The sequence below is a fragment of the Labilibaculum sp. DW002 genome (assembly GCF_029029525.1).
Lineage (GTDB): Bacteria > Bacteroidota > Bacteroidia > Bacteroidales > Marinifilaceae > Paralabilibaculum > Paralabilibaculum antarcticum.
The window spans coordinates 1845080-1860997 of record NZ_JAKJSC010000001.1; the positions used below are offsets into that span (position 1 = coordinate 1845080).

The following is a 15918-nucleotide window of genomic DNA, read 5'->3' on the forward strand; positions in this document are numbered from 1 at the left end:
CACCCTGATGTAATCAAACAAAATCTCAATGAAATTTTATTATCTGCTTTTTCTTATCACTATAACAACTAGTGTTATTAATGCTCAAAAATTAGAATACCCTACTTGCAAAAAGCAAACTGTTACGGATACTTTTTTCGATCACTACAAAGTAACTGAAAATTATAGATGGTTGGAAAATGTGAGGTGCGATGAAACCAAATATTGGCTTAACGAAGAAAATAAAATATTTAGCAAGTTTATAAGAAAGGGAACCTCGAAGTATCGATGTAAATTGGATATTGATAAATTCGCTGCTATACGAACAAACTATTCTGTAAAACTTGGCAAATACTATTTTGCTGAATATTATCGAAATACACAAGCTAGTGCTGGTTTATACATTGGAGAATACTTAGATAGAGTTGATCAATTAATCGTTGACCCAAACTTTAATACCAAAAATAAAAAAGTTAGCATTAAAGGATTCTCCGTCTCGAAAAACTCAGATATGCTTTGCTATCTTACCAGCAATGATGGGTCTGATTGGATGGAAGCGCGGGTAGTAAGCCTGCCTTCTGGAACAAGAAAAAAAGATCATATCCAAGACATTAAATATTCATCCATAATCTGGAAGGGAAATGGATTTTTCTATTCAAAATATCCATTAGTAGATGAGTTTGCTGCCACATGTAGCGAAGAAGTTTACTATCACAAACTAGGAGATGACCAAGTCCAAGATCAACTGATTTTTAAACGAAAAAACCCAAAGGCTGAATTTAGCTATAACTGTTCTGATGATGAACGTTTTTTTGTTCTTGAAGAAAAGGCAAGCGATTACTTCAATTACTTTTTCATAGATTATTCTGCAAATAAGCCTTATCTGCGTCCTTTACTAATGAAACAAAAGGATAAAATTTCTTTTTTAGATAGTAATAATGGTAAATTAATTGTTAAATCTTTAAAAAATAACAACGGAGGATCAATAGTTGAAATAGATCCGTATGAACCATACAAGTGGCGAGAAATCGTTCCTGAACATAGCGATGCAATACTAACAACTTGTAAGGTGAAAATGAACTGTATTATATGTGTCCTACAAAGTAAATTACAACCAGTTATTAAGATTTACAATTTTGCAGGGAAAGTTATTCATACTGCATTTATGCCATTAGCAAGTTCTATATCTGGTTTTGACGGGCCAAAAGAAGATGAAAACTTTATTTATTACAATGAGTGCTTTACCATACCCAAAGTACAATATCTATTTAATACAAAAACATTTGAGTCTAAGAATGGAGAATACACAAACGTAACGTTCAATTATAAAAACTTCGAATACAAACTCCTTGATTACCATAGTAAAGATGGTACATTGATACCTTTAACTTTAGTATATAAAAAAGGTATGAAACGAACTGGTGACAATCCTACCATTTTAAAATCATACGGAGGTTTTGGCATCCTCTCTACACCAAAATTTGATCCTGGAATTGTTTATTTCTTAAATCAAGGAGGAATTTGTGCATTTGCAAGTATTAGAGGTGGTGGTGACTTAGGATTGGAGTGGGCTGAAGCTGGGAAACGCCTCAAAAAACAAAATTCAATCAATGATTTTATATCAGCAGCTGAATTTCTTATTAGAGAAAAATATACAAATGCTCATAAATTGGCAATAACTGGAGCATCTCATGGTGGACTAATCGTAGCAGCTGCCGCTATAAAACGTCCTGAATTGTTTTCCGCAGTTGTTCCTGTTGTACCTGCCACAGATATGATCCGTTTTGAACAGTTTACCGTTGGTAATTTTCATACTGAAGAATTTGGCACGATTCAAGATTCAACTGATTTCCTGAACCTTAGCAGCTATTCTCCTTTACACAATATTAAGAAGGATATCAACTATCCAGCAATGCTAGTTATCACTTCTGAAAATGATGATCGAGTTCCTCCATTTCACTCCTACAAGTTTGTAGCCGAATTACAAAACAGAGATGCTCAAATTAATCCAATATTATTGAGAGTTGAAAGGGATGCTGGTCACAGTGGGGGTAATAATTTCTCATCCTACATTGATCGAAAATCAGACATGTATGGATTTATAATGAAAATTCTTCTAAAATAAAAAAAGGCGATATCCAACTACTAGATATCGCCTTTTTGATTGTTATGAACTAATAGTTAAACGATGAACTGAAACAAATCAGTCTTATCATTAAGGTATTCAAAGATGAAATTTCGATCTTTCATTCTTTCTTTTAATCGTTTTAGTCCTTCTGATTTCTGAACTTCTATACCAATTACAGCAGGTCCTTTCTCACGACTACTTTTCTTATAATATTCGAAATGGGTTATATCATCTCCTGTATCAAGTACATCGGTCACAAATTCTTTAAGAGCTCCTGATCTTTGTGGAAAACGAACTATGAAATAGTGCTTCAAGCCTTCATATAGAAGACTTCGCTCTTTTATTTCTTCCATTCGGGTAATATCGTTGTTGCTGCCACTTAGAACACAAACCACGTTTTTACCCTCTAGCTTATCACTCATCAATTCCAAAGCAGCAATAGACATCACACCAGCAGGTTCAGCTACTATTGCATCTTCGTTATATAAACGCAATATGGTTGAGCAGATTAAGCCTTCTGGTACAACTAAAATATCATCTAAAACCTTTTCACAAACCTTCCATGTGTAATCACCAACCTTTTGAACAGCGGCACCATCAACAAAACGATCAATATTTTCAAGAGCCAGATTACACTTATTATCCAAAGCCAATTTCATAGATGGAGCACCTTCTGGCTCTACACCAATAATCTTAGTATTCGGACTAAATTCTTTAAACCAAGCTCCTACTCCTGAAGCTAGTCCACCTCCACCAATAGGCAGAACTAAATAGTCAATCGGCTCGCTATATTGTTGCAATATTTCTAAACCAATCGTACCCTGTCCTTCTATCGTTTTTGGATCGTCAAATGGATGAATAAAGGTTTTTCCTGATTCTTTGGCATCAGCAATGGCTTTAGATGAAGCATCATCGAAAGTATCTCCGGTAAGGAAAACTTCAACAAACTCACCACCAAACATTTTTACTTGTTTAATTTTCTGACGTGGTGTTGTTTCTGGCATATAAATACTTCCGAAACACTTCAGTTTTTGGCAAGAGTATGCCACTCCTTGAGCATGATTTCCAGCACTAGCACATACAATTCCCTTTGCCAGGTTTTCCTTAGTCAGACTTGATATTTTATTAAAGGCTCCTCTAATCTTATAAGAACGCACCAATTGCAAATCTTCCCTCTTAAGATGAATATTTGACTGATACTTGGCAGACAAATTCATATTTTTTAACAAAGGTGCCGTATGTGCAACCTCTTGAACAACTCTACTTGCCTTAACAATATCCGCCATGAGCGGATAATAATTTTTATTAGACATTTCTCCCCCTTTTTTACTACTTAAAAATAAGCCTGAAGGTAACCAATTCCTTCAGGCATATTCAACTTATAATGTATACTAACTAAACATTCTTGATGTAATTCGCCAACCAATCACCCACTTCACTAGTTGAATAAGCTTTTTTGCCATCAGCAATATCTTCAGTAACAACTCCTGCTTCTAATGCTTTATCAACAGCTTCACGAATTAAAGCTTCTTTTTTCATTCCAAAAGCATGATCCAACATCATAGCGGCTGAAAGAACGGTTGCACATGGATTCGCTATATTTTGTCCTGCAACCTGTGGATATGAGCCGTGAATTGGTTCGAATACCGAAGTGTGCACACCTATTGAAGCTGATGGCAACATACCCAATGAACCAGAAATAACACTTGCCTCATCGGTCAAGATATCACCAAACATATTCTCTGTAACCATCACATCGAAACGTTTAGGCCAAGTGATAATCTGCATGGCGGCATTATCAACAAACATGTATTCAACCTCAATTTCTGGATATTCAGGCTCCATTTTCTGAGCAATTTCTCGCCACAAACGTGAGGTTGCCAAAACATTTGCCTTATCGACTACAGTCAGCTTTTTTCTACGCTTTCCTGCAAATTCGAAACCTAAACGTACAATACGTTCAACTTCTTCCTTTGTATAAACACATGAGTCGAATGCTGTATTCCCATCCTCTGATCTTCCTTGAGGACGTCCAAAATAAATACCACCAGTCAACTCACGAATACACAAAAAGTCAACACCTTCAAGCAATTCAGTTTTCAGTGGTGACTTGTGCAATAGTGACTTAAAGGGCTCTAATGGGCGAAGGTTTGCGTATAAGCCTAGCTTCTGACGCATTTTCAATAAGCCTTGCTCCGGACGCACCTTTGCATTCGGATCATTATCATATTTTGGATCTCCAATAGCTCCAAACAAAACAGCATCTGAATTCATACAAAGCTCGTGCGTTTCATCCGGATAAGGATTTCCGACAGCATCAATAGCTGAAGCCCCAATCAAAGCCTCGGTATAATCAAATTGATGATTGAATTTTTCTGCTACAGCATCGATGACTTTACGAGCCTGTGCAACGATTTCCGGACCGATTCCATCACCGGCTAATACTGCAATTTTGTATGTCATTTTAGTATTCTTATTCAGTTTTTAATGAGTTTATTTCTACACTATCATGTTGCTCTATCAAATTTAGCATTCGAAGCGTAGCTTTTATTGCCGCTTCAATCTGATCAGGATCCAACCCTCTGGTTTTATATTCTTTTCCTTTATAATTCCATGCAATCAAAGCTTCAACAAGAGCATCCGTTTTTCCTCCGGGAGGAATTCGAACCAGATAATCGGTAAGTACTGGACGATCTCTACCCAATTCGTCATAAATGCTCCAAATGGCATTCATAAAAGCATCATATTGTCCATCGCCAGAAGATGTACCTTCGTGCATTTTCCCATTTACTTCTAAATTAATAGATACAAATGGTCGCATTCCTTTCGATAATGACAAGGAATAATGTTTGATCTGAATTGGCATCTCTTCCATGGTCTGATTCAAAACATCAGAAACAATGTAAGGAAGATCATCAATGGTTACCGTCTCTTTTTTATCGCCCAATTCAATCACTCTTTGGGTAACCATTTTCATGGTCTCCTCTTCCAGAGTAATGCCTAATTCTTCCAGGTTCTTTTTGATATTTGCCTTACCCGAAGTTTTACCCAAAGCATATTTTCGTTCGCGTCCGAAACGTTCTGGCATTAGGCGATTAAAATACAAATCATCCTTTGAATCACCATCGGCATGCACTCCACAGGTTTGTGTAAATACATTTTCGCCAACTAAAGGCTTATTGGATGGAATACGCACTCCTGAAAAAGTCTCAACAATTCGACTTACAGTATTAATTTTATCCTCATCGACATTAATCTTTCTAGCCAAATGATCGTTGATTACACCAACAACCGAAGCTAAAGGAGCATTTCCAGCTCTTTCACCCAAACCATTCACTGTTGTATGAATTCCATTCATTCCTGCCAAAACTGCTGAATAAACATTAGCGAGTGCTAAATCATAATCATTGTGAGCATGAAAATCGAAATGAAGTTTTGGATATCTTTCGCGGCAAGCATAACAGAAATCGAAAGCTTGAACCTGATTCATAACTCCCAAAGTATCTGGTAACATGAAACGTTCAATTTTCTCGTGTTGCAATTCATCTAAAAGATACCAAACATAATCTCTAGAAGCTATCATTCCATTCGACCAATCCTCTAAGTATAAGTTCACCTTAATTCCTAGATTTGCAGCATATTCAATGGCATCTTTAACGGCCTGAACATGCTGTCCTGGTGATTTTTTAAGCTGACCTTTTAAATGTTTTAACGAACCTTTCGCTAATAGATTAACCACTCTGGCTCCACTTGCATGAATCCAGTCCAAAGAATCGGTTCCATCTACAAAACCCAACACTTCAATTTTATCCAGACAGTCGTTTTCCTCCGCCCACTTTGTAATTCGTTGTACGGCTTGAAATTCTCCTTTTGATACTCTGGCTGAGGCCACTTCAATTCGATCGACTTTTAAGGATTGCAGCAAAAGCTTTGCCATCCCTAATTTTTCCTCCGAATTAAAGCTTACCCCAGAAGTCTGTTCTCCATCCCTAAGGGTGGTATCCATTATTTCTAAGCTACGCAGTTCGTTCATTTTACACCTCTTCTATTAATTTTTAGCTTCAAAAGCTTCAATCTTTTCTTTTCTTGCGAGTAGGAAATCGATATCATCAAATCCATTCAATAGGCAATCTTTTTTGTAAGGATTAATTACAAACTCCTCACTTTTCCCATTGAAACTAATGACTTGCTTTTCCAAATCAACAACTAGCTTTTGGCTTTTATCTGCCTCTACTGATTTAAATAAATCGGCCAAAAATTCTGATGAAACGGTAACAGGAAGCACGCCATTATTTAAAGCGTTATTCTGAAAAATATCCGCAAAGAAACTACTAACAACCACTTTAAAACCATAATCGTGAATTGCCCAAGCAGCATGTTCTCTTGAAGAGCCACTACCAAAGTTTTTTCCACCTACTAATACACTTCCTGAATATTCTGATTTATTCAATACAAAATCAGGATTTACTGATCCATCTGGAGCATATCTCCAGTCACGAAATAGGTTCTCCCCGAATCCTTCACGGCTAGTTGCTTTAAGAAAACGAGCAGGTATAATTTGATCAGTATCCACATTCTCGTTGGGAAGTGGCACATAAGTCGATTCCAATGTGATAAATTTATCTATAGACATAATATTTACTTTAAGCAATTAGCTTTTGGTTATCGGGACAACCATTCGCTAAAAATGTTATTGGTATTTTTGATTAAAACAATTCACGCGGATCAGAAATAACTCCCGTAATTGCGGCTGCTGCAGCTGTAAGAGGACTCGCCAATAAAGTACGAGATCCTGGGCCTTGTCTACCTTCAAAATTTCTGTTAGATGTCGATACACTGTATTTACCAGCTGGTACTTTATCTTCATTCATAGCTAAACAAGCAGAACAACCAGGTTGTCTTAATTCAAAACCTGATGCTTCTAATACCTCTACTAGTCCTTCTTCAATTGCTTGTTTCTCTACCTTTTTGGAACCAGGTACAATCCATGCTGTAATTGCATCTACCTTTTTATGTCCTTTCACTAAAGAAGCAAATGCTCGGATATCTTCAATTCTACCATTGGTACAAGAACCTAAAAAAACATAGTCAACCTTCTTACCAAGTAATTTGTCTCCTAATCCGAATCCCATGTAATCCAAAGACTTTTTGAATGTTGGCAATTCAGTAGGATCAACATCTTTTTCACTTGGAATGCTTCCCGAAATTCCCATTCCCATACCTGGATTCGTTCCGTAGGTAATCATAGGTTCAATATCTGATGCTTTGAATACATATTCTTTATCGAATGCCGCTCCGTCATCCGTTTTTAGTTCTTTCCATTTTGCAACAGCTTTGGTCCACTCTTCGCCTTTTGGTGCGAACTCACGACCTTTCATATATTCAAAAGTCGTCTCATCTGGAGCAATCATACCCCCACGAGCACCCATCTCGATACTCATATTACAAACGGTCATTCTGCCTTCCATAGTCAAAGAGCGAACAGCTGAACCAGCATATTCAACGAAATAGCCTGTAGCTCCTCCTGTTCCCAGTTGTGCAATCACATAAAGCGTCAAGTCCTTTGCCGAAACACCTTTACTAAGCTCGCCATCAACCGTAATTCTCATTTTCATAGGCTTAGATTGCATAATACATTGCGTTGCAAACACCATCTCAACTTCCGATGTTCCAATTCCGAAAGCAACCGCACCAAATGCTCCATGTGTCGAAGTATGACTATCACCACAAACCATTGTCATTCCTGGTTGCGTGTGGCCTTGTTCTGGCCCTACAACATGCACAATTCCATTGTTTGGGTGATTCAAACCATACATCTCAATCTTATTCTTCTCGCAATTGGCTTTCAAAGTTTCCACCTGCGTACGTGATTGTTCATCGGATATTGGCAAATGCTGATTCACTGTTGGCACGTTGTGATCAGGTGTTGCAATCGTTCTTTCTGGTCTAAAGACTTTTAAGCCTCTCGCCTCAAGTCCTGAAAAAGCCTGAGGACTTGTTACCTCATGAATCAAATGTTTGTCGATATATACGATATCAGGACCACCTTCAACATGCTCTACCACATGTGCGTCCCAGACCTTATCAAATAATGTTGTTGCTTTCATAGTACTCTCTTAAAGCTATTCTGTATATAATTTTTTTATAACTGTCTTAAATTATTTTGGATAAAGCATCAACCAATGCTTCTACTGAAGCTGTAACAATATCAATATTAGCACCGAATCCATAGTACATTTTACCTTTATGCTCCAGCTGAACGTGAACTTTACCAAGGTCATCACTACCACGAGTCAAAGCTTGAACAAGGAACTCCTCCAAGGAAAATTGCTGCTTAATCAATTTCTTTACCGCGTTAAAACAAGCATCAATTGGCCCGTTACCTTCTGCAGTTGCTGCACAAGATTCACCTCTAATTTTAAGATGAACAGTCGCCATAGGAATAGTCGATTTACCGGCTACCACTTGTAGCAACTCCAACTCAACAGATTTGGTTTCAGATTCATGATCGCCCATCAACTCAGACAAATCGTTCTCATTCACATTCTTTCTTTCATCAGCCATCACCAGGAAACGAGTGTAGGCATCATCCAACTCTTCCTTATTCAACTTATAGCCCATCTCTTCAAGATGATGATTCAAAGCAGCACGTCCACTTCTTGCCGACAAAATGATAGCAGATTCTTTGATACCCACATCAGCTGGATCGATAATCTCGTAATTCTCACGATTCTTCAATACACCATCCTGATGAATACCCGATGAGTGAGCAAATGCATTACGTCCTACAATAGCCTTATTGGCCTGTACGGGCATATTCATCAATGAAGATACCAAACGACTGGCTTCGTAAATACCTTTGGAATTAATTTCGGTATGAAATGGCAAATCATGGTGCGTTTTTACAGCCATCACAACTTCCTCCAGGGATGTATTTCCGGCACGCTCGCCAATACCATTCAGGGTTACTTCAACCTGACGTGCTCCATTCGCAATACCACTTAATGAGTTAGCTGTTGCCATACCCAAATCGTTATGACAGTGAGTTGACAGAATTGCTTTGTGTACATTCGATACATTCTCCATCAGGTAATTGATCTTTTCTCCATATTCACTTGGCAAACAATAACCTGTCGTATCCGGAATATTAATTACTGTTGCTCCGGCTTTAATCACAGCCTCAACAACTCTGGCCAAATACGCATTATCCGAACGCCCTGCATCTTCGCAATAGAACTCAACATCCTCAACGTAGCGTTTTGCATATTTTACAGCTCTAACGGCTCTTTCTATAATTTCATCATGATTAGAATTCAATTTATTAAAGATATGATATGGTGATGTTCCAATTCCTGTATGAATACGTCCTCTTTTAGCAAACTTCAAAGCTTCAGCGGCAACATCAATATCTTTTTCTACTGCTCTGGTCAAAGCACAGACTGTTGGATTACTTACAGCTTTCGCAATCTCTACAACTGACTGGAAGTCTCCTGGACTAGAAACAGGAAAACCTGCTTCAATCACATCAACTCCCAAAGCTTCAAGTGTTCTAGCGACTTCAATTTTCTCAATGGTATTCAATTGGCAACCTGGAACTTGTTCCCCATCGCGCAAAGTCGTGTCGAAAATAAATATTCTATCACTCATTATATTTGTGTTTTATAAGTATACTGTTACTAGCTTTTATTGCAAAAAAAAATCCTCCCTGATAATGGAAGAACCTTGTTTTTATTCTCTTATTTAATAAGATTTATTACACAGTCTTCCTTGTTGATTCTCCAATAATGAGATCAATAATCAGGTTTAAACCAAAAAGAATAGTTTCATAATTCATCTTATCACTTTTATTTGATTTTGTGGATTTCAAGTATCTCTCTGAATCCTTAACAAACCTAAAAACTTCGAGCCTTTAGGAAAAACAATTTATCAATTGCAACTACGATATTCAAACTAATTCCAAATACATTTACAGAATCACAAAATAAGCCTAACAATCTATAAACCTGTAATATATCTCCAGTTTTCTTTTCCCTAAAATGGGATATCCAAGCAATATTAAAACCCGACAGTTTTTGATAATCTGCCGGGTTTTTATGCTATTTCTAGTTGTTTTCTGGTCTTAATTTACGAACCGCAGTTCCAGCTTGCCACATTTCGCTTTCGCGTAATTCTTCCAATTCAGCATCTAATTTCACTCGATAATCATCCTGAGAGTTAGAGTCGATAGAACGTTGAGCTTCCTCACCTGCTGCTACGTTTTTGTATAGTTTTTCGAAAACTGGCTTAGTCGCATCACGGAAAGGCTTCCACCAATCAAGAGCACCACGCTGTGCAGTTGTAGACGTATTTGCATACATCCAGTCCATACCGTTCTCTGCTACAAGAGGCATCAAACTCTGAGTCAATTCCTCAACAGTCTCATTAAAAGCTTCAGATGGTGAGTGACCATTAGCACGCAATACATCGTACTGAGCTGCAAAAATTCCTTGGATACATCCCATCAATGTTCCACGCTCGCCAGTAAGATCAGAATATACCTCACGCTTGAAAGTTGTTTCAAAAAGATATCCTGATCCTACACCGATTCCCAAAGCAACTACACGATCGAAAGCACGACCTGTTGCATCCTGGAAGATAGCGTATGATGAATTCAATCCACGTCCCTCAAGGAACATACGACGTAAACTTGTTCCAGATCCCTTAGGAGCAACAAGGATTACATCAACATCAGCTGGAGGAACAATACCAGTTCTTTCCTTATAAGTGATACCAAAACCGTGCGAGAAATATAGTGCCTTGCCTGGCTTCAAATATTTCTGAACAGTTGGCCAAACAGCTATCTGACCAGCATCTGACAATAAGTATTGGATAACAGTAGCTCTATCTAAAGCTTCTTCAATCTCGAAAAGATCTTTACCTGGTGTCCAACCATCGGCTACAGCCTTATCCCATGTTTTAGAATTTTTACGCTGTCCAACAATTACGTTAAAACCATTATCTTTTAGGTTTAGTGACTGACCTGGACCTTGTACACCATAACCAATTACAGCAATGGTTTCGTCTTTCATTACCTCACGTGCTTTTTCCAATGAAAATTCTTCACGTGTTACTACTTGTTCTTCTGTTCCACCAAAATTTATTGTTGCCATCTTTTTCTTGTTTTAGATATTGGATTTCTAGATTAGATTTTTGATATGACTTCCATATCAATTCCTTTCATCGAGACCTATATTAATTAGATAATTCTTTTAGATAGGTTGTAAAGTCTTTCTGTAATGTCGAAACAGCTACACGACCCGATCGTGCAAACTGTAAAACACCATACTGCTCTAACTCATGAAACAGTTCTTGATTTTCAGCCTTATATCCTACTCTCTCGATTACAAGAAAATCAGGGCTTACAGTTAGAATTTTAGCCCCATTATTTCTGACTAAAGATTCCAAATTCCCATTCAACTTAGTTGAGTTAGCAATCTTAAACAAAGCCACTTCTTGATGAACAATTTCTTCTGCTTCGAAATAGAGGGCTTTGAAAACACCAATAATCTTTTCAATTTGTAGCACCACATTCTCAACCTTACTCTCATCCATATAGGCTACAATCGTATATCGAGAGACACCTTTTACTTCTGATTCCGAAACAGTTAAACTCTCTATATTGATTTTTCGTCTTGAGAAAACGATGGTTACCTCATTCAGTAGACCTATATTGTTCTCCGAAAAAACTGTTATTGTATATTCTTTCATCTTTTTAGATTTTTAACTGTTAAATAAGTATTTATTCCAATCGCATATCCGATACCGAAGCTCCCGGAGCTATCATTGGCAATACGTTCGATTCTGTTTCTACAACAACTTCTAGGAAGTATGCATTTGGTGACTCCAACATTTCTTTGATAGCATCATCCAAATCTTCACGCTTACTTACTCTTTTTGCTTGTATACCGTAACCTTCAACAATCTTTACAAAATCTGGATTATCTAGTTTAGTACATGAAAAGCGCTGCTCGAAGAATAGATCTTGCCATTGTCTTACCATACCCAAAAATGAGTTGTTCAATACAATGGTTTTAACAGGCAAGTTGTATTGTCTAATCATAGCCAATTCTTGCAATGTCATTTGAAAACCACCATCTCCAGATATGGATACAACCTTAGCATCTTTATCTCCAATTTGAGCACCAATAGCTGCTGGCAAAGCAAATCCCATAGTTCCCAAACCACCAGAAGTAATCTGAGTATTTGGCTTTTTGAATCCATAGTATCGCGCTGTAGCCATTTGATTCTGTCCTACATCTGAGCACAAAACAGCTTCTCCATTCGTTTGCTCAGAAACAGTTCGAATTACTTCCGCCATATTAATTTTCTCATTATCAGAATAGGCTTGTTTCTTTATTACCTTATCAAATTCTAATTGGTAGAAGTCCTTAAAAGTCTTCATCCACACTTCTTTCGTCTCACCATTAACAACTTTATTCAAAGCAGTTAAAGCTTCTTTTGCATCTGCCAAAACTGGAACATCAACTTTTATATTTTTGTTATGCTCTGATCGATCTATATCGATATGAATAATCTTCGCTTGCTTAGCGTATTTAGCAGTATTACCTGTTACTCTATCATCAAAACGCATACCCACTGCAATCAAAACATCACATTCATTGGTATTCATATTTGGACCATAATTTCCATGCATCCCTAACATACCTGTATAAAGTGGGTGGTCAGTTGGGAAACATGATAAACCTAAAAGTGTACACGCTACTGGAGTCTGAGTTTTCTCAACAAATTCCATCAACTCTTTCTCAGCTCCTGATAAAAGGATTCCCTGACCAGCAAGTAATAAAGGTTTCTTCGCCCCATTGATCAATGCTGCTGCTGCTTCAACTTGACTCATGTCCAATTCCGGCATTGGCTGATATGAACGAACAGTCTCGCATTTCTTATACTTGTAATCAGTCGTAGCAATCTGAGCATCTTTTGTGATATCAATCAATACTGGTCCTGGACGACCTGAACGAGCGATATAAAATGCCTTTGCCATAACCTCCGCAATCTCTTCAACTTTGGTTACTTGGAAATTCCATTTAGTGACTGGCATTGACAAACCAATCATGTTCGTTTCCTGAAAAGCATCCGATCCTAGAAAGCCACTGGCAACCTGTCCCGTAATAATTACAAGTGGGGTTGAATCGAGGTAAGCATCAGCCAATCCGGTTAGTACATTTGTTGCTCCAGGACCCGAAGTTGTGAAACAAACACCTGGCTTCTTACTAATTCGTGCATAAGCTTGAGCCGCATGAGTTGCCCCTTGCTCGTGACGAGCCTGGTAATGCATTAACTTATCTTGATGATCGTATAAGGCATCATAAACTGGCATAATTGCACCACCAGTATATCCGAATATGCTATCTACTTGTTCCTCAATTAAGCTTCGAACCAATATCTCTGCTCCTGATAAATGTTCTGCGTTCTTACACATGGTATCTGTATTTTGAGTTTTTGTTGCTGCTTCCATAGTGTTTGTTTTTAAGTCTTATCAACAGTAAAAAAAAGATTCAACTAATAGCACCCCTCTGTCCTATCGGCTCCACGAAAGCTTTCGGGATCCCCTAAAAAGAGAGAGAGAGCTTGATGCCTTTGGTTTTACCTTTATCTTTTTACCATTTACCTTTAACTTATAATTCTCTAATAGCTCCTTTATCTGCTGATGATACAAATCTAGCGTAAGCTTGAAGTGCTTTCGATACGACTCTTCCTCTTCCTCGTGGAACAAAAGCTTCGTCTCCAAATTCTTCTTCTTCTTGTCTTCTCTTGGCTAATTCTTCATCAGAAATAGTAACATTTATGCTTCTGTTCGGGATACTAATTTCTATTTCATCTCCTTCTTTAATCAATGCGATGGCCCCTCCTGCTGAAGCTTCTGGCGACACATGGCCAATAGATAAACCTGAAGTTCCTCCTGAAAATCGACCATCGGTAATCAATGCACATTTGGCTCCCAATCCCATGGCTTTCAGGTAAGAGGTTGGATAAAGCATCTCCTGCATTCCCGGTCCTCCTGATGGACCTTCGAACTTGATAACAACCACATCACCAACATTCACTTGTTTCGTTAGAATCGCTTCGCAAGCATCGCGCTGAGAATGATAAACTTTAGCTTTCCCTTTGAAGTTGAAAACCTCTTCGGCTACCCCAGCTGTTTTTACAACGCAACCGTCAGGAGCAATATTTCCAAAGAGAACTGCCAAACCACCATCCTGGGTGTAAGCATTTGCCATGTTTCGAATACAACCTTTTTCTCTATCCTTATCAACCTCAACAAAAGCTGCATCTTGAGAAGCGAATGTTAGGTTTCTTCCGCTTCTTCCTGGAGCTGAATGATAAATTTCTTTTGCTTTATCTGTTACTTTATCAGAAACTAAATCGTTTAATTCTAAAGCTTCTTTCAGGTTGGTAGCATCTACTCTATACACATCGGTATTCAAAAGATTACCTCTGTTCAATTCTCCTAGAATACTCATGATACCTCCTGCACGGTTTACATCTTCGATATAATAGTCAGCTGAATTTGGTGCTACTTTGCATAGGTTAGGCGTTTTTCGCGATAGCTCATCCATATCTTTCATCGTGAAATCTAGCTCAGCTTCGTGTGCAATAGCTAAAAGGTGAAGTACTGTATTGGTTGAACCTCCCATTGCGATATCCAATGTCATGGCATTTTTGAAAGCATCGAGAGTAGCAACCGATCTTGGTAAAACTGAAGCATCGCCCTGCTTGTAATAAGCATCTGTTATCTTCACGATACAATCGGCAGCATCCATGAACAAATCCTTACGCAACCTGTGAGTGGCTAATAAAGTTCCATTTCCTGGTAAGGCTAAACCCAAAGCTTCGTTCAAGCAATTCATTGAGTTAGCTGTGAACATTCCCGAACAAGATCCACAAGTCGGGCAAGCCGATTCTTCAATCTCCTGAAGACGCTCATCGCTTATGCTATCATCACCAGCTTTTACCATGGCATCAACCAGGTCAAGCTTTTCACCTTTCGATTCACCAGCCTCCATTGGTCCACCTGATACAAAAACCGTAGGGATATTCAATCGCATCGCTGCCATCATCATCCCCGGTGTAATCTTGTCACAATTCGAAATGCAAATCATCGCATCAACCTTGTGTGCGTTGCATACATACTCCACACTATCTGCAATTACCTCACGAGATGGCAACGAGTAAAGCATCCCATCGTGTCCCATTGCGATACCATCGTCAATGGCAATGGTATTGAATTCTGCAGCAAAATAGCCCGATTTCTCTATCTCTTTTTTCACCATTTGTCCAACGTTTTGCAAGTGTGCATGACCTGGAACAAACTGGGAGAATGAATTTACAATAGCAATCACTGGCTTTCCGAACATGTCTTCTTTCATGCCATTAGCACGCCATAGGCTTCTGGCTCCTGCCATCATTCGGCCTTCTGTGGTTTGGCTGCTGCGTAATTGATTTTTATACATTTTGGTTAATATTTTATGGTTGTTTTTTCTTTTTATCTTGATAGTTGCTTGTAAAAACTGGAGCAAAAAAAACGCTCTTCCGTTTCGGGAAGAGCGCTCATAATTTCGTTAGTTCGAATTATTGTGTGTGCATGCCTTCCCTCATCCTCATTCTAATAATGACGATGTTAATAATAATGACGATAATGACTAGCTTAACTGATACCATAATAATCTGATCTAAAAAAAAGCCTCTTCGTTTCGGAAGAGGCTTTGAATATTTTGTAAAACTTGTTTCGTTTAATCCAATATGCTCAACCT

11 protein-coding genes are annotated in these 15918 nt (G+C 38.2%); 1 reads left to right on the forward strand and 10 read right to left on the reverse strand.

All coding sequences use genetic code 11. From position 1 onward, the window contains the following. Positions 1-28: 28 nt before the first annotated feature. Complete coding sequence (locus L3049_RS07010; RefSeq protein ID WP_275109092.1) at positions 29-2104, forward strand: prolyl oligopeptidase family serine peptidase; 2076 nt, start codon at positions 29-31, stop codon at positions 2102-2104. Positions 2105-2160: 56 nt separating this feature from the next. On the opposite strand, the gene ilvA is transcribed toward L3049_RS07010, so the two are convergent. From ilvA to ilvD, 10 genes are all read right to left on the reverse strand, one after another. Next, positions 2161-3420, reverse strand: coding sequence for a threonine ammonia-lyase IlvA (gene ilvA, locus L3049_RS07015; protein WP_275109093.1), 1260 nt, complete (start codon positions 3418-3420; stop codon positions 2161-2163). Between the two features lie 82 nt (positions 3421-3502). Beyond that, positions 3503-4570 (reverse strand): 3-isopropylmalate dehydrogenase, encoded by a 1068-nt coding sequence (leuB, locus tag L3049_RS07020; protein ID WP_275109094.1) that lies wholly within the window; start codon positions 4568-4570, stop codon positions 3503-3505. A 10-nt stretch (positions 4571-4580) separates the two neighbouring features. Beyond that, positions 4581-6140, reverse strand: a complete 1560-nt coding sequence (locus L3049_RS07025; RefSeq protein ID WP_275109095.1) for an alpha-isopropylmalate synthase regulatory domain-containing protein — start codon at positions 6138-6140, stop codon at positions 4581-4583. 15 nt (positions 6141-6155) lie between these two features. Then, positions 6156-6740: a 3-isopropylmalate dehydratase small subunit gene (gene leuD, locus L3049_RS07030; protein WP_275109096.1), complete on the reverse strand. Its 585-nt coding sequence runs from the start codon at positions 6738-6740 to the stop codon at positions 6156-6158. 73 nt (positions 6741-6813) lie between these two features. Beyond that, the gene (leuC, locus tag L3049_RS07035) at positions 6814-8214 is read right to left on the reverse strand and encodes a 3-isopropylmalate dehydratase large subunit (RefSeq protein WP_275109097.1); all 1401 of its coding nucleotides are present in this window, start codon (positions 8212-8214) and stop codon (positions 6814-6816) included. Between the two features lie 46 nt (positions 8215-8260). Next, a complete protein-coding gene (locus L3049_RS07040) occupies positions 8261-9754 on the reverse strand; it encodes a 2-isopropylmalate synthase (RefSeq protein WP_275109098.1) in 1494 nt (497 codons plus the stop codon). A 455-nt stretch (positions 9755-10209) separates the two neighbouring features. Further along, positions 10210-11256 (reverse strand): ketol-acid reductoisomerase, encoded by a 1047-nt coding sequence (gene ilvC / locus L3049_RS07045; RefSeq protein ID WP_275109099.1) that lies wholly within the window; start codon positions 11254-11256, stop codon positions 10210-10212. A gap of 82 nt (positions 11257-11338) precedes the next feature. After that, positions 11339-11854 carry an acetolactate synthase small subunit gene (gene ilvN, locus L3049_RS07050; RefSeq protein WP_275109100.1) on the reverse strand — a complete coding sequence of 172 codons (516 nt, stop codon included), beginning with the start codon at positions 11852-11854 and terminating at the stop codon, positions 11339-11341. Between the two features lie 31 nt (positions 11855-11885). Further along, positions 11886-13622, reverse strand: coding sequence for a biosynthetic-type acetolactate synthase large subunit (ilvB, locus tag L3049_RS07055; protein WP_275109101.1), 1737 nt, complete (start codon positions 13620-13622; stop codon positions 11886-11888). A 160-nt stretch (positions 13623-13782) separates the two neighbouring features. Then, positions 13783-15618 (reverse strand): dihydroxy-acid dehydratase, encoded by a 1836-nt coding sequence (ilvD, locus tag L3049_RS07060; protein WP_275109102.1) that lies wholly within the window; start codon positions 15616-15618, stop codon positions 13783-13785. Between the last annotated feature and the right edge of the window lie 300 nt (positions 15619-15918).

Coding starts and splice junctions, on each gene's coding strand:
- L3049_RS07010 (WP_275109092.1), top strand. CDS start 29: ATGAAATTTTATTATCTGCTTTTTCTTATCACTATAACAACTAGTGTT.
- ilvA (WP_275109093.1), bottom strand. CDS start 3,420: ATGTCTAATAAAAATTATTATCCGCTCATGGCGGATATTGTTAAGGCA.
- leuB (WP_275109094.1), bottom strand. CDS start 4,570: ATGACATACAAAATTGCAGTATTAGCCGGTGATGGAATCGGTCCGGAA.
- L3049_RS07025 (WP_275109095.1), bottom strand. CDS start 6,140: ATGAACGAACTGCGTAGCTTAGAAATAATGGATACCACCCTTAGGGAT.
- leuD (WP_275109096.1), bottom strand. CDS start 6,740: ATGTCTATAGATAAATTTATCACATTGGAATCGACTTATGTGCCACTT.
- leuC (WP_275109097.1), bottom strand. CDS start 8,214: ATGAAAGCAACAACATTATTTGATAAGGTCTGGGACGCACATGTGGTA.
- L3049_RS07040 (WP_275109098.1), bottom strand. CDS start 9,754: ATGAGTGATAGAATATTTATTTTCGACACGACTTTGCGCGATGGGGAA.
- ilvC (WP_275109099.1), bottom strand. CDS start 11,256: ATGGCAACAATAAATTTTGGTGGAACAGAAGAACAAGTAGTAACACGT.
- ilvN (WP_275109100.1), bottom strand. CDS start 11,854: ATGAAAGAATATACAATAACAGTTTTTTCGGAGAACAATATAGGTCTA.
- ilvB (WP_275109101.1), bottom strand. CDS start 13,622: ATGGAAGCAGCAACAAAAACTCAAAATACAGATACCATGTGTAAGAAC.
- ilvD (WP_275109102.1), bottom strand. CDS start 15,618: ATGTATAAAAATCAATTACGCAGCAGCCAAACCACAGAAGGCCGAATG.